Origin of the sequence: Xanthomonas sp. CFBP 8151 (assembly GCF_011761885.1) — a bacterium.
Classification (GTDB): domain Bacteria; phylum Pseudomonadota; class Gammaproteobacteria; order Xanthomonadales; family Xanthomonadaceae; genus Xanthomonas; species Xanthomonas arboricola_B.
Genome location: NZ_JAASQZ010000002.1, coordinates 570,720 through 596,896 on the forward strand (window position 1 = coordinate 570,720; position 26,177 = coordinate 596,896).

The window sequence follows — 26,177 nt, forward strand, 5'->3', positions numbered from 1 at the left end:
CGCAATGAAACCTTGCACGGCACGCAGGCACGGCGGCCGGCAATCGATCATCCGTCAAACCGCTCGTGCAGTCGCCCATAGGAAGGGGGCGGCCAACAAAGACGCCACCGCGATGCGGTGGCGTCTTTTGTACTTCAAGCTGATGTCGTCGCCAGCTGTTCGGCGAACGATCAATCGGCCCAACGTCCCGGCGCGGTCGACTGCGGCAACACCTGCGCCGACAACGGCTGGTCCTGCGACAGCAGGCCCAGCGCATCGGCCAGGATGGCAGCCGATTCGTGCAGCAACGGGTCCGGACGCTTTTCGGCGGCCTTTTCGCGTGCGGTGTCCTTGACGATATCGCGCTCGTTGCCGGTCAGGCCGTCGTCGCTGTCGTCGCCAAGCGGATCCAGCGGCAGGCCCAGCTGCTTGCGCACCTGCTGGCGATCCTTGCGCTGCTGATCCTGCTTCTGACGCTCGGCAACGCGCTCGGCTTCGTTCAACGAGATGTACTTCTTGGCCTTTTCATCGCGGAACTGCTTGACGTCCTCTTCCCACCACTGGAATTCCTTGTCGGTGGCGATACGCGCGGTGTGCAGGCCCTGCAACTTGGGCAGCAGCGGCGCGAAGTTGCCGTACTGGGTATGCGGCGCGGCAGCGATGCGCGTCCACGGCAGCGCATTGTCGTAGGTGCTCTCGCCGAACTCGGTGGCATCCACGCTTGCCGGGAATGCGATGTCCGGCACCACGCCCTTGTGCTGAGTGCTGGAGCCGCTGACGCGGAAGAACTGCGCGATCGTCAGCTTGACCTGCCCATAGCGCTGCCCCTCTGCGGCCGGCCAGCGGTCCAGGTCGACAATGTTCTGCACGGTGCCCTTGCCGAAGCTGGTCTCGCCGATCACCAGGCCGCGACCGTAATCCTGGATGGCACCGGCAAAGATCTCCGACGCCGAGGCCGAGCCGCGATTGATCAACACGCCCAGCGGACCATCCCAGGCAACCTTGGGATTGCTGTCGCCATTGACAGTGACCCGGCCGCCGGATTCGCGCACCTGCACCACCGGGCCCTGCTCGATGAACAGACCGGTGAGCTCAATCGCTTCGTCCAGCGAACCGCCGCCGTTGTTGCGCAGGTCCAGCACCACGCCGTCGACCTTGTCGGTCTTGAAGCCGGCCAGCAGCTTAGCGACGTCGCGCGTTGCCGAGGCATAGTCGGTCGCGTTGCGGCGACGGCCTTCGAAATCCTGATAGAAGCCCGGCAGCTTGATGATGCCGATGCGGCGCTCCGGCTCGCTGCCCTTGGCCGGCAGGGTGATGGTCTCGCCCTTGGCGGCCTGCTCGGCCAGACGCACCTTCTGCCGGGTCAGCGTTACGGTGCGGTGCTTGCCGTCGATGCCCGACTCGGCCGGGATGTACTCCAGGCGTACCTGGGTGTCCTTGCTGCCGCGAATCTTGGCGACCACATCGTCGATGCGCCAGCCGATCACATCCTCGATTGCGCCGTTCTTGGCCTGACCCACACCGACGATGCGATCGCCTGGCTTGAGCGTGCCGTCCACCGCCGCCGGACCGCCCGGGATCACCTCACGGATCACTACCATGTCGTCTTGCTTCTGCAACTGCGCGCCGATGCCCTCCAGCGACAGCGACATTTGCTGATTGAAATTTTCGGCCGTGCGCGGCGTGAAGTAATCGGTGTGCGGATCGACCGCATTGGTGTACGCGTTGACGAAGAACTGGAATACGTCCTCGGCCTTCAATTCGTTGACCGAATCGGCCAGCGCCGCATAGCGCTTGTCCAGCGTCTTGCGGATGTCTTCGGGCTTCTTTCCGGCCAGCTTCAGGCGTAGCCAGTCGTTCATCACCGACTGGCGCCACAGCACGTCTAGCTGCTTGTCGTCGGCAGCCCACGGCACGTCCTTGCGGTCGTACTCGAACTTGTCGCTGCCGGCGAAATCAAAGTCCTGCTTGAGCAGGTCGCGCGCGTACTTGACGCGCTGGTCGACGCGCTTCTTGTAGACCGAGAACACCTGGAACGCCGGATCCAGTTTGCCACCGCGCAGCGCATCTCCCACGCCTGCTTCCAGCGGAGCGAAGCCGGCGATGTCGGTCTGGGTAAAGAACTGTTTGCTGCCGTCCAGGGTTTCCAGATAGCGCTTGAACACGTCCTTGGTCATGGCCTCGTCCAGCGTGCGCGGACGGTAGGCATAGCGGCTATCGGAGAGCAGCCCGTAGACCAGCTTGGTCGCTGTGGCCTGGTCGGGCGTGGCTGCAGCCGGCAGTGCCGTGTCGGCGCGTGCGAGCAGTGCCATCGGAGTGGTCAACACCAGCGCCAGCAGGCCGGCCTTCATGGACGCAGAAACGTTGTAGGTCATCGAATGGCTCTCGGCACTGGGCCGATGAAAGAAAGGCGGTGAATGGATCAGACAGCATGACAGTGCCGAAAGTTGCTGGCATTGTCACGGCTGGCTGAATCAGCCTAGCGCCGGGCCTGTAGCGGATTGTGAACGCGACCGTACCCTGCAAGCCCAGAGCGACGGCCGGATACGACACGACCCCGCGATATGCGGAGTCGTGTGGGTCGCGCTACATCGAACTTGGTGGACCAGCGCGCGTGCGGCCGCGAGCAGCTTCGCGATGGACTGCGCTCGGCACGCAGGCAACTGCAGCGCCAGGCGATGCATCCGACCGACCTGGCGGCCGCGCCCGCCTGGGCGTGGCCGCAGGGGCCATCGGCTGCCTTAAGCAGCGACGCCGGCGCCCGCGGCCTGGCGATCGGCGTGATACGACGAGCGCACCATCGGTCCGGAGGCGACATGGCTGAACCCCAGCGCGTTGCCGTAGTCCTCCAGCGCCTTGTATTCCTCCGGCGTCCAGTAGCGCATCACCGGGTGGTGGTGCGGCGTCGGCTGCAGGTACTGGCCGATGGTGATCATGTCGACATCGTGCGCACGCAGATCGCGCAAGGTGGCCTGCACCTGCTCCATCGTCTCGCCCAGGCCGAGCATGATGCCGGACTTGGTGGCGATGGACGGATGCTGCGCCTTGAAACGCTGCAGCAAGGTCAGCGACCACTGGTAGTCGGCACCCGGACGCACGTTCGGGTACAGGTCCGGCACGGTTTCGATGTTGTGGTTGAACACGTCCGGCGGGCTGAGCGCCAGGATCTCCAGCGCGCGGTCCATGCGGCCCTTGCCGCGAAAATCCGGGGTCAGGATCTCGATGCGGGTCTTGGGTGAACTGACCCGGATGGCCGAAATGCAGTCGACGAAATGCTGGGCACCGCCATCGCGCAGGTCGTCGCGATCCACGCTGGTCACCACTACGTATTTCAGGCCCATGTCGGCTACGGTGGTGGCCAGGCTGGCCGGCTCGTTTGCGTCCGGCGGCTTGGGCCGGCCGTGCGCCACATCGCAGAACGAGCAGCGCCGCGTGCAGACCTCGCCCAGGATCATGAAGGTCGCGGTGCCGTGACTGAAGCACTCGTGGATGTTCGGGCAGCTGGCTTCCTCGCAGACCGTGACCAGGCGGTTTTCGCGCAGCTTGGCCTTGAGGTTCTGCACCGCATTGCCGGACGGAATCCGCACGCGGATCCACGACGGCTTGCGCAGTACCGGCGCATCGACGAACTGCACCGGCGAGCGGTTGATCTTGTCGCCACCGATCTGCTTGACGCCAGTCTGCAGCGGCGCAGACGCGGCGGCGTCGCCGGAGACGACCTGCAAGGGGATGGAACGGGCGATAGGCTGGGTCATGGCAATAACGGGCGCTCAGGCCGGAAGCGAAAGGTCGGGCAACGCGGAGACAGGCTGCAAGACGAGACCGAACTGGCGCGCCAGCTGATCGAGCAGCACCGCCTTGACGGCGTCCATCCCGGAGGGGCCGCCCAAGTCTAGCACCGAGGTCACCTGCAGGCCCTGATAGCCACAGGGGTTGATGCGGTGGAACGGCTCCAGGTCCATCGCCACATTGAACGACAGGCCGTGGAAGGTGCAGCCGCGCCGCACCCGGATCCCGAGCGCGGCGATCTTGGCCCCGCCCACGTACACGCCCGGCGCGCCCTCGCGGCGCTCGGCGACGATATTCCACTCGTCCAGGGTATCGATCAGCGCCTGCTCGATCTTGCACACGTAATCGCGCACGCCGATCTTGAGCCGGCGCAGGTCCAGCAGCGGATACACCACCAGCTGGCCGGGGCCGTGATAGGTCACCTGGCCACCGCGATCGACCTGCAGCACCGGAATCTCGCCCGGCGCCAGCACATGCTCGGGCTTGCCAGCCTGGCCCAGCGTAAACACCGGCGCATGCTCGACCACCCACACTTCGTCTGCGGTGGCCTCATCACGCGCATCGGTGAAACGCTGCATCGCACGCCACACTGGCGCGTAGGCCTGTCGGCCGAGATCGCGCAACTGCGCCGGCAGGACGGGAACAGCGCTTTCCGCAGCCTGGACCGCTACAGCGTCCACTTCACTTCCGGGTGGTCGCGCAGCGCCTGGTGCGCAGCGTCGAACTGCTCGCGGCTCTCGGCGCGGAAGCCGATCTTGACCGAGACATATTTGCCGCTGGACGAATGCTTCCAGCTGATGCTTTCCTCCAGCAGCTCTACACCGGTGGCGGCGAGCAGGCGCGGAAGTTCGCTTTCCAGCCCGCGTTCGGCCGCGCCCATGGCGCTGAGCTCGAAGGTACCGGGAAACTGGAAGCCGTGATCGGGGTTGTCGGTGCTGATTTCCATCCGCCCATTATCGGGACGATGGCGGACAAACCCAAGCCCGCACCGGTCGAACGGATGAGCGCGTCGCGGCCGGGGAGCCGGGCGGTCAGCCCCCACCGGTCAGCAAGAATCGGCCATGACAGTCCCGGACCAAACACAGCTACGTGCCGGTGGTGGTTCTGCACGCGAACACGCCAGCAGAAAATACGTGCCGCTGCTGCACACGTTCACGCGGCGCAGCAGCGGCCGCAGGCACCTTTGCTGAACATCGTCCTCTCTTACCCTCCCAGGCCATCCATGCTACGACCGCGCGCGTTGTCCGCTGCCCTGCTGTTCTCTCTTTCCGGGTTGTCGATGCCGGCCCTGGCTGCCGACCAGTGCGACTCCAGCACAATGCGGCGGACGCCGCCGGCGGTGAACTTCCGGGTGGATAACGACCTGTTCGGCGGGGAGGATCAGGATCAGGGCTATTCCAACGGCGCGGTGCTGACGCTGGTGTCGCCAAATCTGGTCGACTACACCGACGACCCCTGTCTGCCGCGCACCGCGCGCTGGGTCAACGGCTATCTGGAGCGTCTGCATCCGGGCGAGTTCGACCAGCAGAACATGGTGTTTTCGATTGGCCAGGCGATTTTCACTCCCACCGATCCCACCCGCCGCGATGTGATCCCGGACGATCGCCCGTATGCGGGCATCCTGCTGGCGAGCTTCGGTTACAACGCACGCAACGATGCGCATCTGCGCACCACGCAGCTGCAGGTCGGCGTGGTCGGCCCGTGGGCATTTGCGCAGGAGGCGCAGGACGCGATCCACGATGCGTTGGGCGACGAAAAATTCCAGGGCTGGGACAACCAGCTGCACAACGAGCCGCTGATCAACCTGGTGCACGAGCGCATGCGCCGCTGGCCGGGCGATGCGGCGGTCAATGCGGACGGCTTGGGCTGGGATTTCATTTCGCATTGGGGAGGCGCGGTCGGCAACATGGCCACGCATCTGAACGCCGGCGGCGAGGTGCGCTTCGGCTGGAAGCTGCCGGACGACTTCGGCAGCACCCCGACCCGCCCGGCCGGCGAGAACACCGCCCCCAGCCGGCTCGGACGTGCCAGCGGCTGGTCGGGCCATCTGTTCGTGACCACCGATGCGCGCTGGGTGCTGCGCGACATCACCCTGGACGGCAACACCTTTCGCAACAGTCACAGCGTGGACAAGCGCCCGTTCGTGGGCGACGTCGGCTACGGCCTGGCGGTGATGTACGGCCGCTGGAAGTTTGCCATCGCCCGCTACCACCGTACCCGCGAATTCGACACCCAGCGCGAAACCCCGGTGTATGGCAGTTTCACCATCAGTCGGATGCTTTGAGGGCTGGGATTGAGAATCGGGAATGGGGAATAGGTAGAGCAAGCGCAACACCCCCGATTCCCGATTCCCGATTCCAAAAAAATGCCGGCTTTCGCCGGCATTTTTTTATTCCGATTCCCACCACATCCAGAACGCATCCCACAGGCGCTTGAAGAAGCCGCCTTCTTCGACGGCGTTGATGGCCACCAGCGGGGCCTGGGCGATGATCTTGCCGTCCAGGCTGACCTTGACGGTGCCGATCTGCTGGCCCTGCTTGATCGGGGCCTGCAGGTTCTTGGCCACTTCCATACTGGGCTTGAGGTCGTTGTAGCGGCCGCGCTGCAGGCTGACCAGCAATGGCTGGGCCACGCCGAGCTGCACTTCGTCCTGCTGGCCCTTCCAGACCTTCTGCTTGGTCACGACCTTGCCGGGCGCGTACAGGCTGTGGGTTTCGAAGAAGCGGAAGCCCCAGTTGAGCAGGGCCAGGCTGTCGTCGGCACGCTGGCGCTCGGACGAATCGCCCATCACCACCGCCACCAGGCGCTGGTCGCCGCGCTTGGCCGAGCTCAACAGGCAGTAGCCGGCCTCGGAGGTGTGCCCGGTCTTGATGCCGTCCACCGCCGGGTCGCGCCACAACAGCAGGTTGCGGTTGTTCTGCTTGATGCTGCCGACCTGGAATTCCTTGATCTTGTTGTAGGCGTAGGTCTCCGGGTAATCGCGCACCATCGCGCGGCCCAGCATGGCCAGGTCGTAGGCGGTGGAGTGGTGGCCTTCGGCGCTGAGACCGTGCGCGTTGACGAAGTAGGAGTCCTTCATGCCGATCTTGGCTGCGTAGCTGTTCATCAGCGAAGCGAAGGCTTCTTCGCTGCCGGCGACATGCTCGGCCAGCGCGATAGCGGCATCGTTGCCGGACTGGATCGCCATGCCCTTTTCCATGTCTTCCAGACGCGCGGTCTGGTTGACCGGAAAGCCGCTGTAGCTGCCATCGGTGCCGGCACCACCCTCGCGCCAGGCGCGCTCGCTCATCATGACCTGGTCGTCGCGCTTGACCTTGCCATTCTTGATTTCGGCAGCGACCACATAGGACGTCATCACCTTGGTGATGCTGGCCGGGGCCAGCTGCTGGTGGATGTTTTCACCGGCCAGCACCTGCCCGGTGGCGTAATCCATCAGGATCCAGGACTTGGACACGGCCGGCGCGGGTGCGGGCGGAACCGGGACGGCGGCCGGCGCAGCGGCAACGGCAGGCGTCGGCTGCGGCGCAGGGGTCTGCGCGCAGACCAGGCCAAAGGCAAACGTGGCCACCGCGGCGGCGGCGAAGCGGAATTTCATTGAAGAACGACTCCTGACGGGCCCGAAGGCTGGGTGATGCGAAATTGTAAGGCGCCACGGCGATCAGGGCGACGCGCGCGATGCTGTGCGCGCCTGCGCAGTTCAGCGATGGCGGCAGGCGGCGTGCCGAACGTGGCTGACGGAATGGGCAATCGAGCAATCTGCACAGGACGCGTCGTGATTACGTCTGCCCGACGATACCTTTCGATAGCAGGCGCCGGCCTACCCGCCGACGCCTTGGCTGCCGGATCGATCGTGCCTAGTTGGCCACGATCTGCGGGCGCCCGAAGCCCAGACCGGCGATACGCTGCGCAATTTCCGAGGCATTGGCGTGATCGCGCGCGTTGACGCGCAGCCGCCACAGGGTGCGACCGCCGCTGACGATGTCGCTGACGCTGGCACCGGCAATACCGGCCGAGGCAAGCTGCGACAGCGCGCGGTTGGCGTTTTCGCGGCTGGCGAAACTGGCCACCTGCAACAGGATGTCGCCCAGCGCCGCTTCGGCCACGCTCGGCGCCTTGACCGGTGCCGGCTCGCTCCTGAGCGGACGTGCCGGCGCACTGTCGGCAGGCTTGATCGCCGCCACCGCGACCGGGGCGGCTGGCGCGACCGCCACCGGGACAGCCGAGGCAGGCCGCGGCGCGGCGGCAGCCGGCTTGCCGGTGGCCACGCGCACGCCTTGCGACTTCATCCAGGCATCGAAGTTGTCGGCATTGCCGGGCTGGCGCGAATCGGCCACGCGGTAGCGCCAACGCTCACCCGCGGGAACCGCCGCGGCTCCTGCACTGCCTGCCACCGCGGCGGCCACTGGCGCGGCGGCGCTGGCAGCCACTGTGCGCGGGGCGGCGGCCGGCACGGTGCGGGTGGGCAGACGCTGCACCAACCCATCGATCTGGCTGGCGCTGGCGGCCGGCCGCACGGCGGCCACCGCGGTGCTGGCCGGTACGCTGCCGCTGCGGCGCTTGGCGAGCAGATTGCCGTTGTCGGCTTCGGTCAGGCCACGTACTTCGACGTTGCCGGTGCCCTTGCCGGTGATGCCCAGTTTGACCGCAGCGGCGTAGCTCAGATCGATCACGCGACCATCGTGGAACGGACCGCGGTCGTTGACGCGCACCACCACCGAGTCGCCGGTATCGGTGTTGGTCACCAGGGCGAAGCTGGGCAACGGCAAGGTCTTGTGGGCGGCGGTGAAGGCGTACATGTCATAGACCTCCTTGTTGGAGGTCAGCCGGCCGTGGAATTTACTGCCGTAATACGAGGCGGTGCCGCGTTCGACATAGTCGCCGGGGCTGTCCATCACCACGTAGCGCTTGCCCAGTACCTCATACGGCGAACGGTTGCCCACCGCCGAGTGCGGCTCGTTGGTGACCAGCGGTTCGGGGATGCAGGCCACATTGGGCACGTGGTCCGGCGTGGTGTCCTTGACGCCCGGCTTGTACAGGCCGCCGGCGGTGTAGTCGCCGCGCGTGGACGGATCTTCCTTGGCGGCCGCGTACGGCGAGGTCGAGGGGCAACCGGTGGCGACATACGCCGGCCCCTTGCCGTCGACCTTGACGCCCTTGATCGCGCCGCTGCCGCCGGTGCCGGCGGTTTTCTTCGGTGCACTGCTACAGGCCGCCAGGCCGAGCATCAGCGCCATCGGGATCAGCCACTTGGGGCCTGTCGTGCTGTTCATGCCGGGGGTAACTCCTTGCCGGCGATGGCCTCGGACAGCTGGAACACGGCCATCGCGTACATCTTGGAAATGTTGTAACGGGTGATCGCGTAGAAATTCTGGAAGCCCAGCCAGTACTGCTTGCCGTTGGCATCGTCCAGGGTGATCGGCGTGGCGGTGCTGCCGGCCACCACCGGCGCATTAGGGTGATAGCCGCGCGCGGACAGGTCGGCCAGCGTGTACACCGGCGACCAGTCGGTGGGATTGAATTCCTCGTGACCGACGGCCAGCGTGGCCGGCACTGCGACCTGGCCACCGCGCACCCAACCGCCCTTCTTGACGAAGTAGTTGGCGACCGAGGCGAACACGTCGTTGTGGTCGGTGAACAAGTTGCGCTTGCCGTCGGCATCGCCGTCGACGGCGAACTGGTGGTAGCTGGACGGCATGAACTGGCCCATGCCCATTGCGCCGGCATAGCTGCCGATCAGCGTGGTGACATCCAGCTGCTCCTCCTTGCCGAGCGCGAACAGCTGGCCGAGCTCATCGCGGAAGAACAGCTCGCGACGCACTTCGCGTTCGAGCTTGGCCGGGTCGCCGCTGCGCGGGTAGCGGAACGCCAGCGTGTACAGCGCGTCCAGCACGCGGTACTTGCCGGCATTGCTGCCATAACTGGTCTCCACCCCGATGATGGCCACGATCACCTGCGCCGGCACGCCGGTGGCCGCTTCGACCCTGCTCAGTTCGGCGCGATGTTCGGCCAGGAACTTGCGGCCGCCATCAATCCGCGCCTGGGTGATGAACATCGGGCGGTATTCGTTCCACGGTTTGACCCGCTCGGCCGGGCGCGACATCGCGGTGACAATGGCGTCCTTGAATTGCGCCTGCGCCAGCACCGCTTCGATCCGTGCGGCGTCGATGCCGTACTTGGCGGCGGTGTCGCGCACGAAGTTGGCGCGGGCGATCTCGAACGGCACCGGGGTCAGGTCCACCGGCGGCAGCGCGGGCGCTTCGGCGGCGGCACTGACGGGCGCGACCGGGGCGCTCGGCGGCTTGGCCGGGGGCGCGCTGGCGGCCGGCGGCGGGGTCGGAGGGCTGGGCTGGGTCGCGCAGGCGACAAGGCCGAGGGTGAGCAGGCAGGTCAGAATGCGTCGAATCATCGGCCGAGGGTAACAGAGAACAGATGAACTTCTAGCAATAAGATCATGAAACGAAAGAGCTTTAGCTTGCCGTTTTGCGCCACAAGGGATTTGGGAGTGGGATGGGGGATTGGTTTGGTGCTGCGCGGGAATGGGGAGTGGGGAATGGGAGTGCGGGGTGCTGCGCGTGTGCCGATCGCGGGCTGTCTGGTGCACCGGGCCATGAACGTACGCCGCGTTGATCAGATGTTGTAGAGGGTGAACGTGCTGGCGTTCTGCGCCTTGATCAGATCCTGGCTGTTGTGCACCTGGCCGTGCAGGTCACGGCCCGATCGACGACCCGGGTGACGCCGGTGGGAACCGTCGGCGGGCCGCTGAGCAACGCGTTGCCGGTGCCGGCCCTGAGCAGCGCGCTGCCGTCCTTGCCGGTGCATGTCGCGGTTGGCTGCCGAACGCGCCAGCTCAGTACCCGTGCACCGGACGGTGCGCCTTGACCGCCATCACCAGGCCCAGCCCGGCCAGCAGCGAGACCGCCGAGGTACCGCCGTAACTCATCAGCGGCATCGGCACGCCCACCACCGGCAGCAGGCCGGAAATCATGCCGCCGTTGACCAGCACATAGACGAAGAAGGCCAGCCCGGTGGCGCCGGCGACCAGGCGCGAATAGGTGTCGCGTGCCTGCGCGGCGATCCACAGGCAGCGCGCGATCACGATCAGGTACAGGCTGAGCACGGTCGCCACGCCGATCCAGCCGAACTCCTCGCTGAGCACCGAGAACGCGAAGTCGGTGGTCTGTTCGGGAATGAAGTTCAGATGCGACTGCGAACCCAGTCCCCAGCCCTTGCCGTCCAAGCCGCCGGAACCGATTGCGATCTTGGACTGGATGATGTTCCAGCCGGCGCCCAGCGCATCGTTTTCCGGGTTGAGGAACATCATGATGCGATCCTTCTGGTACGGCCGCAGCAGCCAGAACCAGGCCACCGGCGCGGCCGCCGAGACGCCGCCCACACCCACCGCCACCCACCACCACGGCAGGCCGGCCAGCAGCAGCACGAACACGCCGCTGGCGGCGATCAGCACGCCGGTGCCGAAATCCGGCTGCAGCATGATCAGGGCGGTAGGCACGCCGATGATCACGCCGGTCACCAGCACGGTGGAAATGCGCGGCGGCAGCGGCATGCGGTGCAGATACCAGGCCGCCATCATCGGCAGGCTGATCTTGAGCAGCTCGGCCGGCTGCAGGTAGAACAGTTTCAGGTCCAGCCACTGGCGGCCGTATTTGCCGGTGCCCAGGGCGAACACCGCCAGCAGCGGCAGCATCGACAAGCCGTACACCCACGGCGTCCACGCACGCAGGCGCAGCACCGACATGCGCGAAATGCCCCACATCGCGGCCAGGCCGATGATGAAGCGCACGGCTTGCGCCATCACCAGATGATCGCCGTTGGCGGCGCCGCCCGCGCTCTTGAGCACCGACAGCCCGATCACCATCAGCGCACCCAGCGCCAGGCACAGCATCCAGTCCAGGCTACGCGTGAAGCGCGCGACCATGTCCAGCAGCCAGCGCAGGATGTCACTCAATGGTCGGTCTCCTGGACCGCATCGGGCACATCCGGCACCACCGGCTGCGCGGGCGTGTTGGGGTCCAGCGCCACCGCGGCCTGGCCGATCACCACCGGCAGCTCGTCCAGCGTGGCTGCGGCCGCATCGCCGGCCTGGCGTGCATCGGTGGCGCCGGCTTCGAACTGGTTGACGCCCACGGCGGTCATGCCGAGTTCGCTGTCCAGCGGCTCCAGCCCGGCGGGCAGCTTGCCGAGCAACCAGGCATCGAAGATCTTGCGCGCGATCGGCGCTGCAGAACTGGTACCGAAACCACCGCCCTCCACCGCCACCGCCACTGCGATGACCGGGTTGTCGGCCGGTGCGAAGCCGACGAACAGGCCACGGTGACGCAGATGCATCGGCAGGCTGCGCGGGTCCACCGCGGCCACGCCCTTGCGGCTGACTACCTGCGCGGTGCCGGTCTTGCCGGCCATCTGATAGGGCGCGCCCGGCGTGATCGCATAGCCGGTGCCGCCGGGGCGCATGGTGTCCATCATGCCCTCGCGCACCACCTGCAGATGCGCCGCGCTGGGACTGATCGGCTTGCCCGGCGGCTGGATCATCGGCTGCCAGGGATGATCGAAGCCGGTGCGCTGCTCCAGCACCAGATGCGGGCGCAGCAGCAGCCCGCTGGCGATCGCCGAAACCCCACGCACCAGTTGCAGCGGGGTCACCTTCCAGTCGCCCTGGCCGATGGCGATGTTGACGGTGTCGCCGGGATACCAGCGTTCCTTGCGGGTCTTGTACTTATAGGCCGGCGACGGCAGGATGCCGCCGATTTCGCCAAGCAGGTCCACCCCGGTCGGCTGGCCGAAGCCGTAATCGCCCAGGTAACGGTCGAAGCGCTCGATGCCCATGTCCACCGCCAGCCGGTAGTAATAGGTATTGACCGACTGGGCGATCGACTTGCGCAGATCGGTCCAGCCATGGCCGCCGCGGTGCGAGTCGCCCCAGCCGCGGCTGACCCCGGGCAGGTAGAACATGCCGGTGGACAGCACCCGGTCTTCCGGCCGGCGCAGGCCGCTGTCCAGGCCGGCCAGCGCGATCAGCGGCTTGAGCGTGGAGCCCGGCGCCACGCCGCCCAGCACCAGCCGGTTGAACTGCGGCCGCGACGGGTTGTCGTTGAGCATGCGGAAATCGGTATGCGAGATGCCGTTGACGAACAGGTTGGGGTCGTAGCTGGGCAGGCTGACCATGCCCAGGATCTCGCCGGTGCGTGGGTCCATCGCGATCGCAGCGCCTTCGTGCTCGCCGAACGCGGCCACCATCGCGCGCTGCAGGTCGGCATCCACCGACAGCCGCAGGTCCGCACCCGACTGCGGCGCAACCCGGCCGACGGTGCGGATCGCCCGCCCCTGCACATTGGTTTCGACCTGCTCGTAACCGACCTGGCCGCGCAGGTCCTGTTCGTAGTAGCGCTCCAGCCCGGACTTGCCCATGTGGGTGAGCGCGGCATTGCCCTCGCCCAGCACCGCCAGGTCTTTCTCGTCGATGCGGCCGACGTAGCCGATGATGTGCGCGAACAGCGGCCCGTACGGGTAGCGCCGGGTCAGATACGGCTCCAGCTCCACCCCGGGAAAGCGCCAGCGCTCCACCGCGAAACGCGCCATTTCCTCATCGCTCATGCGCAGCTTGAGCGTGACCGGCAGAAAGCTGCGACGCGCGCGCCGCTCGCGATTGAAGCGCTCCAGATCCTCTGGCGCGATCGGGATCACCTTGCCCAGCGCGGCCAGCATGGCGCCCATGTCGGCAACCTTGTCCGGGGTCACGTCCAGGCGGAAGGCCGGCACGTTCTCGGCCAGCAGCCGGCCGGTGCGGTCGTAGATCATGCCGCGCCCGGGCACCACCGGCTTGGGCTTGATGCGGTTGGCTTCCGAGCGCGTGGCGTAGACCTCGTGGTCGAGCACCTGCAGCTTGAAATACCAGCCGCCCAGGCCGACCAGGCAGATCACCACCATCACAAAACCCAGCACCGCACGCCGGCGGAACTGCTCGGCCTCCGCATGCGGGTTCTTGGGGTGACGACGCCCGTGCATGGCTTACTTCTTGCTCCGTTTGCCCAGCCGCACCGCATCCAGCAACACGAACAGCGGCGGCCACAGTGCCATGCCCAGCAGCGGCGCCCACCAGTAACTCCACGGCAGGGTCGGCTCGCCCACGGCCAGATGCACGGCCGAGGAGACGATGCGGTCGTTGAGCAGCAGCCCGCCGATCGCCAGCGCCTGCTGCGAAACCGGGAAGAAGCGCATCCGCGCGCGGAAGCGCTGCAGGATGAAGGTCATGATCACCAGCCGCAGCGCCTGCTCGCCGAGCAGCCCGCCATACAGCAGGTCGGCCAGTACCCCGGCCACGAAGGCGATGCCCAGCCCGACCCGGTCCGGCTCCTCGATCACCCAGTACGCCAGCACCAGCGCCAGCCAGTACGGACGCAGCGGCTGCACCAGTTCCGGCAGCGGCAGCAGGCCCAGCACCAGCGCGATGACGATGCTCGCCGGCAGGATCCAGGTGTTGCGCATGCGGGTCATCGGTCCGTCTCCTGCGGAGCCGGACGGGAATTGGGAATCGGGAATGGGGAATCGGTAGGCGCGGTGCTCTGCGGCGGTGCGGTGGCTGCGCGCTGGTTGTTTCGGGGACGGGAATTGGGAATCGGGAACTGGGAATTGGTAGGAGCGGTGTTCTGCGGCGGTGCAGTTGCTGCGCCCTGGCTGCTGCGGAGACGGGAATTGGGAATCGGGAATTGGGAATCGGTGGGAGCGCTGCCCTGCGTTGGTGCGGTGGCTGCGGGTTGCCTCGTCGATTGCGGGGATGGCGTCGACGCGGCGCCGTTGCCATTCCCCATTCCCGATTCCCGACTCCCGGCCCCCGGCACCACCCGCAGCGGCTTGCCCGCGCGCAGCAGCAGCACATCGCGGCCGCGATCGAGCTTGGCGGCCGGGGTCAGTTCGCCGACCAGGAAGGCGTGGGTGTCGTCCGGATGCAGTTCGGACACCTTGCCGACCGGGAAGCCGGCCGGGAAGCGGCCACCGAGGCCGGAGGTGACGATTTCGTCGCCCACCTGCACGCCGGCACTGAGCGGGATGTCGCGCAGCTCCAGCCGGTCGCCGCGGCCGTAAACGATCAAGCGCACGCCGTTGCGCGCCACGCTGACCGGCACCGCGTGGTCGGGGTCGGTCAGCAGCAGCACGGTCGAATGCAGCGGGGTCACTTCGATCACCTGGCCCATCAGGCCGCCGGCATCGATCACCGCCTGTCCCATCAGCACGCCATCGCGGCTGCCGGCGTCCAGCAGCAGGCGCTGACGGGTCGGGTCCAGGTCGATATCCAGGATCGGCGCCAGCTGCACGTCCAGGCCGCGGCGCTCGGCGACATTGAGCAGCTCGCGCAGCTGCGCATTGTCCAGCGCAGCGGTCTGTAGCCGGGTCAGGCGCGCGTTGGCCACCAGCAGCTGATTGCGCAGCGAGCGGGTTTCTTCCACCAGTTGCGCATGGGTGGCGGCGTTGTCGCGCACCTGCGAGCCGATCCGCCCCGGCAACCCGGCCACCGCCCAGATCGGCTGGATCAGCAGATTGGCCTGCAGGCGCATCTGGCTGAGCCACCCGCCCCGGCTATCGAGCGCGATCAGCACGACCGCCAGCACCAGATAGACCAGCAACCGCAGCGTGGAGGTGACTTCGCCCGGACGGGAGGCGACGGGAGGACCGGCGTAGGAGGGCACTGTCAGGGCCGGGATTGGGGAATCGGGAATGGGGAATCGGAGCGCGCTGTGATGCCCTTGGTGCGGCTGAGGCTAGAAGCGACTAACAAAACGTAGCGAGCAATGGTCAGGTGGGTGCGGGCGGCGCGCAGGAACCGGAGTGTACGGAGGGTGCATGAGGATTCCGAGCACAGGCCACGCCCGCCTGGCGGCTGTGCAGTAGTTTTGATGGCTGCTCTGGAACTCAAATCGGCGGGACCGCGTAGTAACCGCAACGGGCCGCAGGCAGGGCATGTTTTTACGATTCCCCAATCCCGATTCCCGATTCCCGTCCCCATCACTCCGGCGCGAAGAACTCGTTGCCGTGCATGTCCACCAGCTCCAGCGCACGACCGCCGCCGCGGGCCACGCAGGTCAGCGGGTCGTCGGCCACCTGCACGTGCAGGCCGGTTTCTTCGGAGATCAGGCGGTCCAGGTCGCGCAGCAGTGCGCCGCCGCCGGTGAGCACGATGCCGCGCTCGGCCACGTCGGCACACAGTTCCGGCGGGGTCTGCTCCAGCGCCAGCTTGACCGCGGAGATGATGCCCGACAGCGGCTCGTGCAATGCCTCGAGCACTTCGTTGGAGTTGATCTTGATCATCTTGGGCACGCCTTCGGCAAGATTGCGGCCGGAGATTTCCATCTCCTGCACCTCGTCCTGCGGGTAGGCACAGCCGATCTGCAGCTTGATGCGCTCGGCAGTGGCTTCGCCGATCAGCATGCCGTGGTTGCGACGCACGTAATTGGTGATCGACTCGTCGAAGCGGTCGCCGCCCACACGCACCGACTGCGAGTAGACGATGCCGTTGAGCGAGATGACCGCCACCTCGGTGGTGCCGCCGCCGATGTCGATGACCATCGAACCGCGCGCCTCGGTCACCGGCATGCCGGCACCGATCGCGGCGGCCATGGGCTCTTCGATCAGATACACATCGCGCGCACCGGCTTCTTCCGCCGATTCCTTGATGGCGCGGCGCTCGACCTGGGTGGAACCGGCCGGCACGCACACCAGCACGCGCGGGCTCGGGCGCAGGAAGCGCGACTTGTGCACCTTCTTGATGAAGTGCTTCAGCATTGCCTCGGTGTAGGTGAAGTCGGCGATGACGCCATCCTTCATCGGGCGGATCGTGGTGATGTGGCCCGGGGTGCGGCCGAGCATCTGCTTGGCCTCTGCGCCCACTGCCGCGACCGAACGGGTACCGCCGATTGCGCGGTCCTGACGCACCGCCACCACCGACGGTTCGTTCAGTACGATGCCCTGCCCGCGTACGTAGATCAGCGTATTGGCCGTGCCCAGGTCGATGGACAGGTCGTTGGAGAACATGCCGCGGAGTTTCTTGAACATCGAGGGAGCCGTTCCTGAAAGAGTCGCTTGCCCCGTCGCCAATGCAGAAACAACTGGTCGATACGCGGGCAGAAAACGAAGTCCACTAGCCTAGCAATCCCCCCCGATGCGGGCAAGGAAAAATCGGCCGTTGCGGCGTCGTTTTCATGTGCTGGTCACGCCGGGCATGGCATGCGGTTGTGGCCCTGATCGGTCGCAGCCGTTACCCTTTGCGCCGCGGCGCTCGCGCCGTCCCGCTGCCATGCCCGGCAACTGGCGGGTATTTCCCAACGCAAAGGCCTGACTCGATGTCCGCACTGATCTGTGGTTCCCTCGCCTACGACACCATCATGGTGTTTCCGGACCAGTTCAAGAACCACATCCTGCCGGACAAGGTGCACATCCTGAATGTGTCGTTCCTGGTCCCGCGCATGCGCCGCGAGTTCGGCGGCTGCGCCGGTAACATCGCCTACAATCTGCATCTGCTCGGCGGCGCGCCGATCCCGATGGGCACCGTGGGCCAGGATTTCGGCCCGTATCGCGAACACTTCGAAACGCTGGGGATCGACCTGTCGCGGGTGAAGATCATCGATGACCTGTTCACCCCGCAGGCCTTCATCACCACCGACCACGACAACAACCAGATCACCGCGTTCCATCCGGGCGCGATGATGCGCAGCTACGAAAACCACGTGAAGGATGTGCCGGGCGTGACCCTGGGCCTGGTCGGCCCGGACGGGCGCGAGGGCATGATCCAGAATGCGGAAGAGTTCGCTGCCGCCGGCATCCCCTTCATCTTCGATCCCGGCCAGGCGATGCCGTTGTTCAACGGCCCGGAACTGCGCCAGTTCATCGAGCAGGCGGACTATGTGGTGGTCAACGATTACGAGTCCAACCTGCTGCAGGAACGCACCGGCTGGAACGAGAAGGACATCGTCTCGCGCGTGCAGGCCTACATCACCACGCAGGGCCCGAAGGGCGCGCTGGTGCATACGCCGGAAAAGACCTACGACATCCCGCCGGCGCACGAGCGCCGCGTGGTCGACCCCACCGGCTGCGGCGACGCCTTCCGCGCCGGCCTGATCTACGGCATCCAGGGCGGTTACGACTGGCTGACGATCGGGCGGATGGGCAACCTGATGGGCGCGCTGAAGGTGGAGCACCCGGGCACGCAGAACCAGCGGTTCGACTTTGCCGAGTTCAACGACCAGTTCAAGCAGCAGTTCGGCTATGCGCTCTGACGCGTACCGCCGCTGATCAGCGCTTGCCCTTCTCTCCTCGGGAGAAGGTGCCCCGCAGGGGCGGATGAGGGGACGGGCGAAGCCTCGTGCAGTGTGAACAGCACGACGCTCCGCACCGTACCCTCACCCCAAACCCCTCTCCCGCAGGAGAGGGACTCGTGCGCACCGCACTTTGCTGCAATGCAGTTTGAGCATCAGCCCGATCTGTGCCTCTACTGACGCTTCGCGCCCACTGAGGAACGCTGGCCCATGTCCGAGCCAAGCGTTGTCGCCGCCACGTCCATCGCCCTGCCGGAGATCGAACCGGATGCGCTCCGGCAGATCCGTCGGCTGCGCGACATCGCGCCGCTTGCCGCCCCACTGTCGCGCTCGTGGCGGCGCTGCCTGGACGACTATGCGTTGTTGCCAGAGGCAGCTCCCGAGCCGCTGGTGCACGATGCGCTGCACGTGCGCGAGCGCCAGCAAAGTCTGGGCGATGTGCTGCGCATTGCCAAGGTGGAGATGGAAAACCTCTACGAGCAGATCGCCGGCAGCGGCTACGCCGTGATCTTTGCCGATGCCGAAGCGACCGTGCTGCACAGCGTGCATGACCCGACCCTGCTGCGCGAGTTCCGCCAGGCCGGCCTGTTTTGCGGCGCCAGCTGGGCCGAGTGTCATCAGGGCACCAACGGCCTGGGCACCTGCGCGGCCGAGCGCACCGCAGTGAGCGTGCACCGCGGCGAACATTATCTGACCCGCCATCTGCCGCTATCGTGCAGCGGCGCGCCCATCCTGGACCCGCATGGCGGCCTGCTGGCGGTGCTGGATGCGTCCACCCCCAATGCGCAGGACGGCAAGCAGATCCAGCGTCACACCGTGGCCCTGGTGAGCATGTCGGCGGCGCAGATCTCGCGTTCGCATTTCCTCAACCAGTTCGGCCATGCCTTCATCCTGCGCTTCCATAGCCGGCCCGAGTTTGCCGGCCTGCTGCACGAGGCACTGATCGCGATCGACACCGACGGCCGCGTGCTGGCAGTCAACGAGGCGGTGCTGGAGCAACTGGGCAAGATCGATCGCAGCCAGCTGGTGGGCCGCAATATCGCCCAGGTGATGCAACTGGACTTCGACACCCTCGAGCACCGCGCAGGCAGCGATGCCGGCACCTTGTGGTCGATCCGCTGCGCCTGCCACGGGCGGCGTTTCTATGCACTGGTACGCCCGCCGCGCGCGCGCGCTGCACTGCCGGCGGTGGGCGGGCCGGCGCAGCTGGCGCCGGATACCGACCTGCACCCCGGTGAGCATGTCGGCTCGGATTCGCGCATGCGCCACAACCTGGCCAATGCATTGAAACTGGCCGCGCATCGCGTGTCGATTCTGCTGCGCGGCGATACCGGCACCGGCAAGGAGGAATTTGCCAAGGCGGTGCACCGTGGCTCGCCGTGGTCCGGCAGCGCCTTCGTGGCGATCAACTGCGCGGCGATTCCCGAGGCATTGATCGAGAGCGAATTGTTCGGGTATGCACGCGGTGCCTTCACCGATGCCGCGCGCGAGGGGCGCCACGGCAAATTGCTGCAGGCCAGCGGCGGCACGCTGTTTCTGGATGAAATCGGCGACATGCCGCTACCCTTGCAGAGCCGCCTGCTGCGCGTGCTGGAAGAACAATGCGTCACTCCGCTGGGCAGCGAACGCGCGGTACCTCTGGAGCTGCACGTGATCAGCGCCAGCCATCGCGATCTGGCGCAGCGGGTGGCGGCCGGCGAGTTTCGCGAGGATTTGTATTACCGGCTCAATGGCGTGGTGCTGCACCTGCCACCGCTGCGCGAGCGCAGCGACAAGGCCGAGCTGATCGGCACCCTGCTGCGCGAGGAAAACAGCGAGCACAGCGTGCGCATCAGCGAAGAAGCGATGCACAAACTGCTGAGCTACGCATGGCCGGGCAACCTGCGCCAGTTGCGCAACGTGCTGCGCACGGCGGCAGTCTTGTGCAGCGACGGGGTGATCCGCCTGCCCAACCTGCCGCAGGAAATCGTCGATGCCGGCAGCGCACCGTGCCTGGTCGATGGCCGCGCGGTGGCCGCCGACGACATGCCCGGCCGCGTCGCACTCGACCAGGCCGAACGTCTGGTGTTGCAGCAGCAGCTCGAGCGCCACCGCTGGAATGTCAGCCGCACCGCCGATGCCCTGGGCATCAGCCGCAATACGCTGTATCGCAAGCTACGCAAGCATGGCCTGGATACCGGGTGATTGAGGGGCGGGGATTTGGAATTCGGAATTGGGGATTCGTCAGAGCCAATGCAGGTTCTTGGCGCTGATATTTAGAGCGATTTATCGAGAGCACTTCTTGACCATCAGACGGGTGCCGCTGTTGCTTGATGTGGCATGCACCACTTGTTGATGCCGCGATTGTGGAGCGGATACTTTGGGGCTTGGCTGCAAGCTTGGCTGCAGGGCCCTTGCCCGCCCACCGTCGCGGGACACGCCGCAAGTACGTCCCTGTAGGCTCTTACGCGGCATCCATGCCGCGTAAGGTCCCGCGACGGTGGGCGGGCAAGGACCATCGAAGATGGTCGGTACGCGGGGTTGCGAGCAGAGCATGCGGTGTGTTGCTCGGATTGCATCGCTTCCGATCAACTTCTCGATTCAACCCCAGCAACAAGCAGCTTTTCACGCGACCACCGATTCACTCTCAGGTGCGGTGGCCTCACCGCTTGCGGGACCGTGTGGCGGCATGGATGCCGCCACCGAGCCCCCAGGGACGGGTTTACGGCGTGTCCCGCGAGCGGTGAGGGCACCGCGCCCTCCACCAGCGCAGCTCGGCACCATGCAGATGGCGCTGCGAGCAACTGGAGCCTGCACCTACGAATCCCTAATCCCCAATCCCGAATCACCGCCCCAGACTCACAACGCCCAACGCACCCCGATCAGATACTGCCGCGGCACGCCCGGCGCGAGGAACCTTGCCGGGCCGGTTTCCACAGGGGCCTCCTGCGGGCGCGCGAGTTCGCCATCGGGGAACACATCTTCGGCCACGGCCGCGTAGGTTGCGTAGCGGCGGTTGAAGACGTTGTCGACGCGGGCGAACAGCGACAGCCGCGCGCCCAGTTGCCAACGCGCCTGCAGATCCACCAGCGCGTAGCCGGCGGTGCCTATGTCGATGCGCTCGGGTGCGGGCTCGCCGTCTTCGGCGTTGTCGACCTGGCCATCCTCGTTGCCGCTGGCCACGCGCCCGGCCACCGCACGCACCCCGGCGCCCAGGGTCAGCGCATCGCGCTGCCATTCCACGCCGAGCTTGAGGTTGTGGCGAGGCAACGCGGCGATGCGCAGGCCTGGCCGCAACGCGATCACGCGTTCGCCGGACAGCAGCTCGCCATCGCTGCGGTAGGTCGCATCCAGAAAGCTGTAGCCGGCCGACCATTGCCAGTCGCCGCTGCGCAGGCGCAGCGCCAGATCCGCGCCCTGGTAGCGGGTGCGGCCGACATTGTCGAAGTAACCCAGCTGCGTGTCCGGTGCGCGCAGGAACAAAATGTCGTCGCGATTGTCGGCGCGGTACACCGACAGGCTGGCGTTGCTGTCGGCCGACGGCGCCCAGCGCGCGCCGAGCTCGTACGTGCGCGAGACGATCTGCTCCAGGCGCGGGTCGGCCTGCAGGCCGGTCGGCAACCGACACGGCTGGGTGGGATCGGCGCAGCCCAGTTCGATCGCGGTCGGTGCACGGCTGTTTTGCGCGACCGAGCCGTACAGCGTCAGCCCCGCATCGAGCCGATGGGTCAGGCCCAGGGACGGATTGGCCTTGGCGTAGACGAAGCGCTCGCGGGGGCGGTCGCCGTCGTCGGCAGTGGAAAGGATGTTATCCACCACCACGCGATTCCAGCGCACTGCGGCGCTGAGATGGGTGGCATCGTCCAGCGCCCAGGTGTCGGCGACGAACACGCCCAGCGTCTTGGTGCTGCCGCGCACGCCGGAAAAGAACGCGCGCCCGGCATCCGGATCGGCGGCGACCGAGCGGTCTTCCTGCACCCAGCCATCGCGCGCGAATTGCCGATACCGCACATGGCCACGATCGAAGGTGACGCCGGTGCTGAGCGCATGCGCACCCCACTGGCTGCTCAGGTTGACTGCCAGGCCTTGCGCCTGCTGGCGCATCTGGGTGGTGTTGAGCGCGCCGGTGGGCAAGGCATCGGCATCGGCGCGTGCGACATCGCAATCGGCATCCAGCGCGCTGCCGCCGGCGGCGTAACCGGAGGCGCATTCTTCGACGAATTCCTCGTAGTCCTCGCCGATATCGCCGTTGACGGTGTCGCGGCGGCCCACGCGCGCGTAGGCCAGTGCATGCAATGCGGTGTCCGCAGTGAAACGATGGTCCAGTTGCGCGGTGAACAGCGTATTGCGATTGCGGGTGAGATCGGGCGAGGTGTACACCGCGCGGCGGTCGGCGCGATACAGGCCGGGCTCGGGGCCATCGTCGGTGTAGCGCGTATCCGGCAGCAGGCCATTGCCGATCAGGCGGCTGCGCCCGTGCAGCAGCGACAGGCTCCAGTCGGTCTGCTCGCCCTGCTTGCCGACCTTGCCGAACACGGTTCCCAGGCGGCCCTCGGAGGCATCGCGCCAGCCGTTCTCGTCGAAACCGGTGACCGCGACGAAGCCATGCCAGCCGTCCTGGCTGGCGAGCCCGTAACTGGCATCCAGTCGCTTGCGCGCACCGCTGCCGATGCTCAGCTCGCCCTGCAACCCCGGTGAGGTGAGGCCCGATGCGGTGGACAGCACCACCGCGCCACCGAGCGTGTTCGGCCCGAACAACGGATTGGAGCCGGGCATCAGGGTGACTGCGTTGATTGCCGACTCGGGCAGCATGTCCCAGCTGACAATGTCGGCGAACGGTTCGTTGAACCGCACGCCATCCAGATACACCGACACGCCTTGCGAGGCGCCGGGCAAGGCGGAGGCGCGAAACCCGTGGAAGGTGAGATCGTTCTGGAACGCGCTACCCTGCACATCGTTGCCATCCACGCCGACGAAGCGCCGCTGCAGCAGATCGCCGAGGTTGTTGCTGCGCGCGCGCGACAACGCGCTGTTGGTGGCCGATTGCACCATGTACGGCAGTTGCGCCGCATCGATGGTGGTGCCGGGAATCGGCGTGGCGGTGACCTCGATGCGGTCCAGCCAGGTCACTTGCGGCGCCTCGGCCGCCATTGCCAGCGCGCTGCTCGCAAGCAAGGCGCTGGCGCAGGCGCCTGCCAGTGCGTGATGGTGCAACCTTGCCGTGCTGCGTGTGCCTGCTGCCATCTGCGTCTCCTCAATAGAGCACGATCGATTTGATGCCGCGCGCCGCACGCAAGTCCGCCAGCGCCTGATTGATGTCGTCCAGCGCCAGGGTGCGGGTGATCAACGGGGCCAGCTGGATGTCGCCGTGCAGATAGCGCGCGACATAGCCGGGCAACTCGCTGCGCCCTTTCACTCCGCCGAACGCGCTGCCGCGCCACACCCGTCCGGTCACCAGTTGAAACGGGCGCGTACTGATTTCCTGGGCGTCGTCGGCCACGCCGAGGATGACGCTCTCGCCCCAGCCCTTGTGGCAGCACTCCAGCGCCGCGCGCATTGCGCCGACATCGCCCACGCATGCGAAGCTGTGGTCGGCGCCGCCGTCGGTGAGGTCCACGATCACCTGCTGGATCGGCGCACCGTAGTCGCGCGGATCCAGGCAATCGGTGGCGCCCAAGGCACGCGCAAGCGCGAACTTGGCCGGGTCGATATCCACCGCGATGATGCGCCCGGCCTGTGCCAGCACCGCGCCCTGCACCACCGACAAGCCGATGCCGCCCAGCCCGAACACCGCCACGCAGTCGCCGGGCCGCACATGCGTGCTGTTGAGTACCGCACCGATGCCGGTGGTGACCGTGCAACCGAGCAGACAGACCCGGTCCAGCGGTGCCTCCGGATGGATCCGCGCAACCGCGATCTCCGGCACCACGGTGTATTCGGAGAACGTGCTGGTGCCCATGTGGTGCAGGATCGGCCGCCCGTGCAACGAGAACCGGCTGCTGCCGTCGGGCATCAGCCCGCGCTCCTGGCTGCTGCGGATCGCCTGGCACAGGTTGGTGCGACCGGAGCGGCAGAACTTGCACACCCCGCATTCGGGCATGTACAGCGGAATGACGTGATCGCCGGGCTGCACGCTGGTGACGCCGATGCCGACCGCTTCGACGATGCCGGCGCCCTCCTGCCCCAGGATCACCGGAAAGCTGGCCGCCTGCCCGTGTGTCAACGCATGCGCATCGCCATGGCAGATCCCGGTGGCGACCAGGCGCACCAGCACCTCGCCGGGCCGCGGCGGCTGCAGATCCACCTCTTCGATAGTCAGCGGCTGGTGCGGACCCCATGCCACCGCAGCGCGTGTCTTCATCCGGCCTCCCTGGCGCGCTGCGGCATGGCCGCCGCTCAGCGCGCGATGACCACGCCCCACGGCAATTCGCCGACGGGGATCTGTTTGATCTCGCGCAACGCGACGGTATCGATCACGCTCACCGTGTTCGAGCGCCCGTTGGCGACATACAGCTTGTCGCCGGCCGGGGTCAGCGCCGGATTCCACGGCCGCAGCCCCACCGCGATCTCGGCAAGACTGCGTGCGCTCTGGGTATCGATCACGCTGAGCGTGCCGGCACCGCCGTTGGACGCATACAGCCGCGTGCCGTCGGCCGACAACGCCACGCCCGCCGTACGCACGCCGGCCGGCAGGCTGGCGCGGCGTTGGCGCGTCTGCAGGTCGATCACGTCCACCACGTTGGCGGTCTCCTGCGCGATGTAGACGCTGTGCCCGTCCGGCGCGAACGCCATGCCGCGCGGATGGCCGCTGGTGGCGACCACGCCACGCGAGCGACCGGTGGCCAGCTCGATCATGTCCATGTCGTTGGAGCCCTCGTTGCTGGTGAGCAGCCAGCGCCCGTCCGGCGTGTAGGCACAGTGCTCCGGCGCCTGCCCGCGCGTGGCGATCACCTGCTGCACGCTGAACTGCGCCGCATCGATCAACATCACCTGGTTCTGCCCTTCCACGCACACCGCAAACTGCTTGCCGTCCGGCGACTGCGCAATGCCTTCGGCGTTCTCGCCGATCTCCACGCTGCGCAGCACCGCGTCCTTTTCGGTATCCAGTTCGATCAGACGGTGATGCTCGGCATCGATCAGGTACAGATGCCCGTGTGGGCCGGGCAATACCTGCTGCAAGCGCTTGCCCAACTGTCCCTGCGCACTGAGCGTACGCACCACCGTATCGGTGTGCGTGTCGATCACCGACACCGTGCCGCTGCGTTGATTGGGCACATAGGCAAACACCGGCGGTGTCGAGGGCACCGGTGCTGCGGCGGGCGTTGCAGGCGTCGCTGTCGCCGGCGCAGCGTTGGACGCCGGCGGTTCCGCATCGCGCCGGCAACCGGCCAAGGCCAGCAGCGCGCCCAGCGTGGTGGCCGCAAGCAGGCACTGCCAACCGATTGGCGCTGGCCTCATTGCACCTTGCCCGCGGTCTTGTTGATCGAATGGATGAAGGCGAGCAGTTTTTCGGTATCGCCCGGCTTGAGCACCGGTGCGAACGGCGGCATCTGCCCGACCACCTTTTCATGCCCGATCCGGGTCTTGCCGTGGGTGATCATCGCGGCGGTGCCCTCGCTGATCAGCGTACGCAAGGTGTCGTCGTCGCTGCCATACACCCAGATGTCGTTGATCAACGGCGGGCACATGCCGCCACCACCGGTGCCGCCATGGCAGGCATTGCAGCCGGCCGAGAAATAGATCTTCTTGCCCTCGGCGATCAGTTCGGGAGTGACCTTGACCTCCGGCCCCTTCGGGATCGGCACCACGGTGGCAGGCGCTGCGGGCGGCGTGGCCGGATCCGGCGCAGGCCCGGCGGCCGGGCCGGGCGCCCCGACGGCCGCCGCTGCTGGCGCAGGCGCGGTGGTGCCGGTGGCCGGCGCAGGCGGACTGGCAGCCGGCGGAGCGGCCGCCTCGGGCGCGGGCGGCGGTGCGTCCTTGCCGCAGGCGGCCAGCACGACACTGAGCAGCACCGCGCACAGCGGTGCGCGCATGCAACGATCGAAACAACCCACTGTGGACTTGCGCATGAATGAACCTTTCTGATCGGAGGGAGCACCGCGCACT

General features: G+C 66.9%; 19 protein-coding genes and 1 other RNA gene. 3 read left to right on the forward strand and 17 right to left on the reverse strand.

What is annotated here, in order from left to right:
* Window positions 1-170 precede the first annotated feature (170 nt).
* The 4 genes from FHT08_RS10410 to FHT08_RS10425 form a co-directional block, all read right to left on the reverse strand.
* Window positions 171-2,330, reverse strand: a complete 2,160-nt coding sequence (locus FHT08_RS10410; RefSeq protein WP_180708334.1) for a carboxy terminal-processing peptidase — start codon at window positions 2,328-2,330, stop codon at window positions 171-173.
* 390 nt (window positions 2,331-2,720) lie between these two features.
* Window positions 2,721-3,734 (reverse strand): lipoyl synthase, encoded by a 1,014-nt coding sequence (gene lipA / locus FHT08_RS10415; RefSeq protein WP_053054250.1) that lies wholly within the window; start codon window positions 3,732-3,734, stop codon window positions 2,721-2,723.
* Between the two features lie 15 nt (window positions 3,735-3,749).
* Window positions 3,750-4,448 (reverse strand): lipoyl(octanoyl) transferase LipB, encoded by a 699-nt coding sequence (gene lipB, locus FHT08_RS10420; RefSeq protein ID WP_065032110.1) that lies wholly within the window; start codon window positions 4,446-4,448, stop codon window positions 3,750-3,752.
* On the reverse strand, window positions 4,436-4,714 hold the full coding sequence (locus FHT08_RS10425) for a YbeD family protein (protein ID WP_016900827.1): 279 nt from the start codon (window positions 4,712-4,714) through the stop codon (window positions 4,436-4,438). Before FHT08_RS10425 ends, lipB begins: the two co-directional genes overlap by 13 nt.
* A 276-nt stretch (window positions 4,715-4,990) precedes the next feature.
* Here FHT08_RS10425 and FHT08_RS10430 point away from each other — a divergent pair, with 276 nt between their 5' ends.
* Entirely contained in the window at window positions 4,991-6,052 is a 1,062-nt protein-coding gene (locus tag FHT08_RS10430; protein WP_053054247.1) for a lipid A deacylase LpxR family protein, read from the forward strand.
* Window positions 6,053-6,157: 105 nt separating this feature from the next.
* Here the strand turns inward: FHT08_RS10430 and FHT08_RS10435 are convergent, their stop codons facing one another.
* The 9 genes from FHT08_RS10435 to FHT08_RS10475 form a co-directional block, all read right to left on the reverse strand.
* Window positions 6,158-7,363, reverse strand: coding sequence for a D-alanyl-D-alanine carboxypeptidase family protein (locus tag FHT08_RS10435; RefSeq protein ID WP_016900824.1), 1,206 nt, complete (start codon window positions 7,361-7,363; stop codon window positions 6,158-6,160).
* Window positions 7,364-7,622: 259 nt separating this feature from the next.
* Window positions 7,623-9,038 (reverse strand): septal ring lytic transglycosylase RlpA family protein, encoded by a 1,416-nt coding sequence (locus FHT08_RS10440; protein WP_166775042.1) that lies wholly within the window; start codon window positions 9,036-9,038, stop codon window positions 7,623-7,625.
* On the reverse strand, window positions 9,035-10,174 hold the full coding sequence (mltB, locus tag FHT08_RS10445; RefSeq protein ID WP_166775043.1) for a lytic murein transglycosylase B: 1,140 nt from the start codon (window positions 10,172-10,174) through the stop codon (window positions 9,035-9,037). The genes FHT08_RS10440 and mltB overlap by 4 nt, the downstream gene beginning before the upstream one ends.
* 441 nt (window positions 10,175-10,615) lie before the next feature.
* Complete coding sequence (gene rodA, locus FHT08_RS10450) at window positions 10,616-11,734, reverse strand: rod shape-determining protein RodA (protein WP_166775044.1); 1,119 nt, start codon at window positions 11,732-11,734, stop codon at window positions 10,616-10,618.
* Window positions 11,731-13,791: a penicillin-binding protein 2 gene (mrdA, locus tag FHT08_RS10455; protein ID WP_104606520.1), complete on the reverse strand. Its 2,061-nt coding sequence runs from the start codon at window positions 13,789-13,791 to the stop codon at window positions 11,731-11,733. The genes rodA and mrdA overlap by 4 nt, the downstream gene beginning before the upstream one ends.
* Window positions 13,792-13,794: 3 nt before the next feature.
* A complete protein-coding gene (gene mreD, locus FHT08_RS10460; protein WP_104538589.1) occupies window positions 13,795-14,280 on the reverse strand; it encodes a rod shape-determining protein MreD in 486 nt (161 codons plus the stop codon).
* Complete coding sequence (gene mreC, locus FHT08_RS10465; protein ID WP_166775045.1) at window positions 14,277-15,470, reverse strand: rod shape-determining protein MreC; 1,194 nt, start codon at window positions 15,468-15,470, stop codon at window positions 14,277-14,279. Before mreC ends, mreD begins: the two co-directional genes overlap by 4 nt.
* Window positions 15,471-15,550: 80 nt before the next feature.
* A non-coding RNA gene (locus tag FHT08_RS10470) (sX9 sRNA) lies at window positions 15,551-15,626 on the reverse strand.
* A gap of 160 nt (window positions 15,627-15,786) precedes the next feature.
* Window positions 15,787-16,833, reverse strand: a complete 1,047-nt coding sequence (locus FHT08_RS10475; protein WP_006452025.1) for a rod shape-determining protein — start codon at window positions 16,831-16,833, stop codon at window positions 15,787-15,789.
* Window positions 16,834-17,120: 287 nt separating this feature from the next.
* On the opposite strand from FHT08_RS10475, the gene FHT08_RS10480 reads away from it, so the two are divergent.
* Both FHT08_RS10480 and FHT08_RS10485 read left to right on the forward strand, forming a co-directional pair.
* Window positions 17,121-18,053 carry a carbohydrate kinase family protein gene (locus tag FHT08_RS10480; RefSeq protein ID WP_104538591.1) on the forward strand — a complete coding sequence of 311 codons (933 nt, stop codon included), beginning with the start codon at window positions 17,121-17,123 and terminating at the stop codon, window positions 18,051-18,053.
* 249 nt (window positions 18,054-18,302) lie between these two features.
* Window positions 18,303-20,276, forward strand: coding sequence for a sigma-54-dependent Fis family transcriptional regulator (locus FHT08_RS10485; protein WP_166775046.1), 1,974 nt, complete (start codon window positions 18,303-18,305; stop codon window positions 20,274-20,276).
* A gap of 654 nt (window positions 20,277-20,930) precedes the next feature.
* On the opposite strand, the gene FHT08_RS10490 is transcribed toward FHT08_RS10485, so the two are convergent.
* The 4 genes from FHT08_RS10490 to FHT08_RS10505 are packed head-to-tail and all read right to left on the reverse strand — an operon-like array spanning window position 20,931 to window position 26,176.
* A complete protein-coding gene (locus tag FHT08_RS10490; protein WP_166775047.1) occupies window positions 20,931-23,315 on the reverse strand; it encodes a TonB-dependent receptor in 2,385 nt (794 codons plus the stop codon).
* A 10-nt stretch (window positions 23,316-23,325) separates the two neighbouring features.
* Window positions 23,326-24,432 (reverse strand): S-(hydroxymethyl)glutathione dehydrogenase/class III alcohol dehydrogenase, encoded by a 1,107-nt coding sequence (locus FHT08_RS10495; protein ID WP_104538593.1) that lies wholly within the window; start codon window positions 24,430-24,432, stop codon window positions 23,326-23,328.
* Between the two features lie 35 nt (window positions 24,433-24,467).
* Window positions 24,468-25,529 (reverse strand): beta-propeller fold lactonase family protein, encoded by a 1,062-nt coding sequence (locus FHT08_RS10500; RefSeq protein ID WP_104538594.1) that lies wholly within the window; start codon window positions 25,527-25,529, stop codon window positions 24,468-24,470.
* A complete protein-coding gene (locus tag FHT08_RS10505) occupies window positions 25,526-26,176 on the reverse strand; it encodes a c-type cytochrome (protein ID WP_166775048.1) in 651 nt (216 codons plus the stop codon). Before FHT08_RS10505 ends, FHT08_RS10500 begins: the two co-directional genes overlap by 4 nt.
* Between the last annotated feature and the right edge of the window lies 1 nt (window position 26,177).

Bases quoted from the DNA above. Each gene is read 5' to 3' on its own strand.
- FHT08_RS10410 (WP_180708334.1), bottom strand. From the start codon at position 2,330: ATGAAGGCCGGCCTGCTGGCGCTGGTGTTGACCACTCCGATGGCACTG.
- lipA (WP_053054250.1), bottom strand. From the start codon at position 3,734: ATGACCCAGCCTATCGCCCGTTCCATCCCCTTGCAGGTCGTCTCCGGC.
- FHT08_RS10425 (WP_016900827.1), bottom strand. From the start codon at position 4,714: ATGGAAATCAGCACCGACAACCCCGATCACGGCTTCCAGTTTCCCGGT.
- FHT08_RS10430 (WP_053054247.1), top strand. From the start codon at position 4,991: ATGCTACGACCGCGCGCGTTGTCCGCTGCCCTGCTGTTCTCTCTTTCC.
- FHT08_RS10435 (WP_016900824.1), bottom strand. From the start codon at position 7,363: ATGAAATTCCGCTTCGCCGCCGCCGCGGTGGCCACGTTTGCCTTTGGC.
- FHT08_RS10440 (WP_166775042.1), bottom strand. From the start codon at position 9,038: ATGAACAGCACGACAGGCCCCAAGTGGCTGATCCCGATGGCGCTGATG.
- mltB (WP_166775043.1), bottom strand. From the start codon at position 10,174: ATGATTCGACGCATTCTGACCTGCCTGCTCACCCTCGGCCTTGTCGCC.
- mrdA (WP_104606520.1), bottom strand. From the start codon at position 13,791: ATGCACGGGCGTCGTCACCCCAAGAACCCGCATGCGGAGGCCGAGCAG.
- mreD (WP_104538589.1), bottom strand. From the start codon at position 14,280: ATGACCCGCATGCGCAACACCTGGATCCTGCCGGCGAGCATCGTCATC.
- FHT08_RS10475 (WP_006452025.1), bottom strand. From the start codon at position 16,833: ATGTTCAAGAAACTCCGCGGCATGTTCTCCAACGACCTGTCCATCGAC.
- FHT08_RS10480 (WP_104538591.1), top strand. From the start codon at position 17,121: ATGTCCGCACTGATCTGTGGTTCCCTCGCCTACGACACCATCATGGTG.
- FHT08_RS10485 (WP_166775046.1), top strand. From the start codon at position 18,303: ATGTCCGAGCCAAGCGTTGTCGCCGCCACGTCCATCGCCCTGCCGGAG.
- FHT08_RS10490 (WP_166775047.1), bottom strand. From the start codon at position 23,315: ATGGCAGCAGGCACACGCAGCACGGCAAGGTTGCACCATCACGCACTG.
- FHT08_RS10495 (WP_104538593.1), bottom strand. From the start codon at position 24,432: ATGAAGACACGCGCTGCGGTGGCATGGGGTCCGCACCAGCCGCTGACT.
- FHT08_RS10500 (WP_104538594.1), bottom strand. From the start codon at position 25,529: ATGAGGCCAGCGCCAATCGGTTGGCAGTGCCTGCTTGCGGCCACCACG.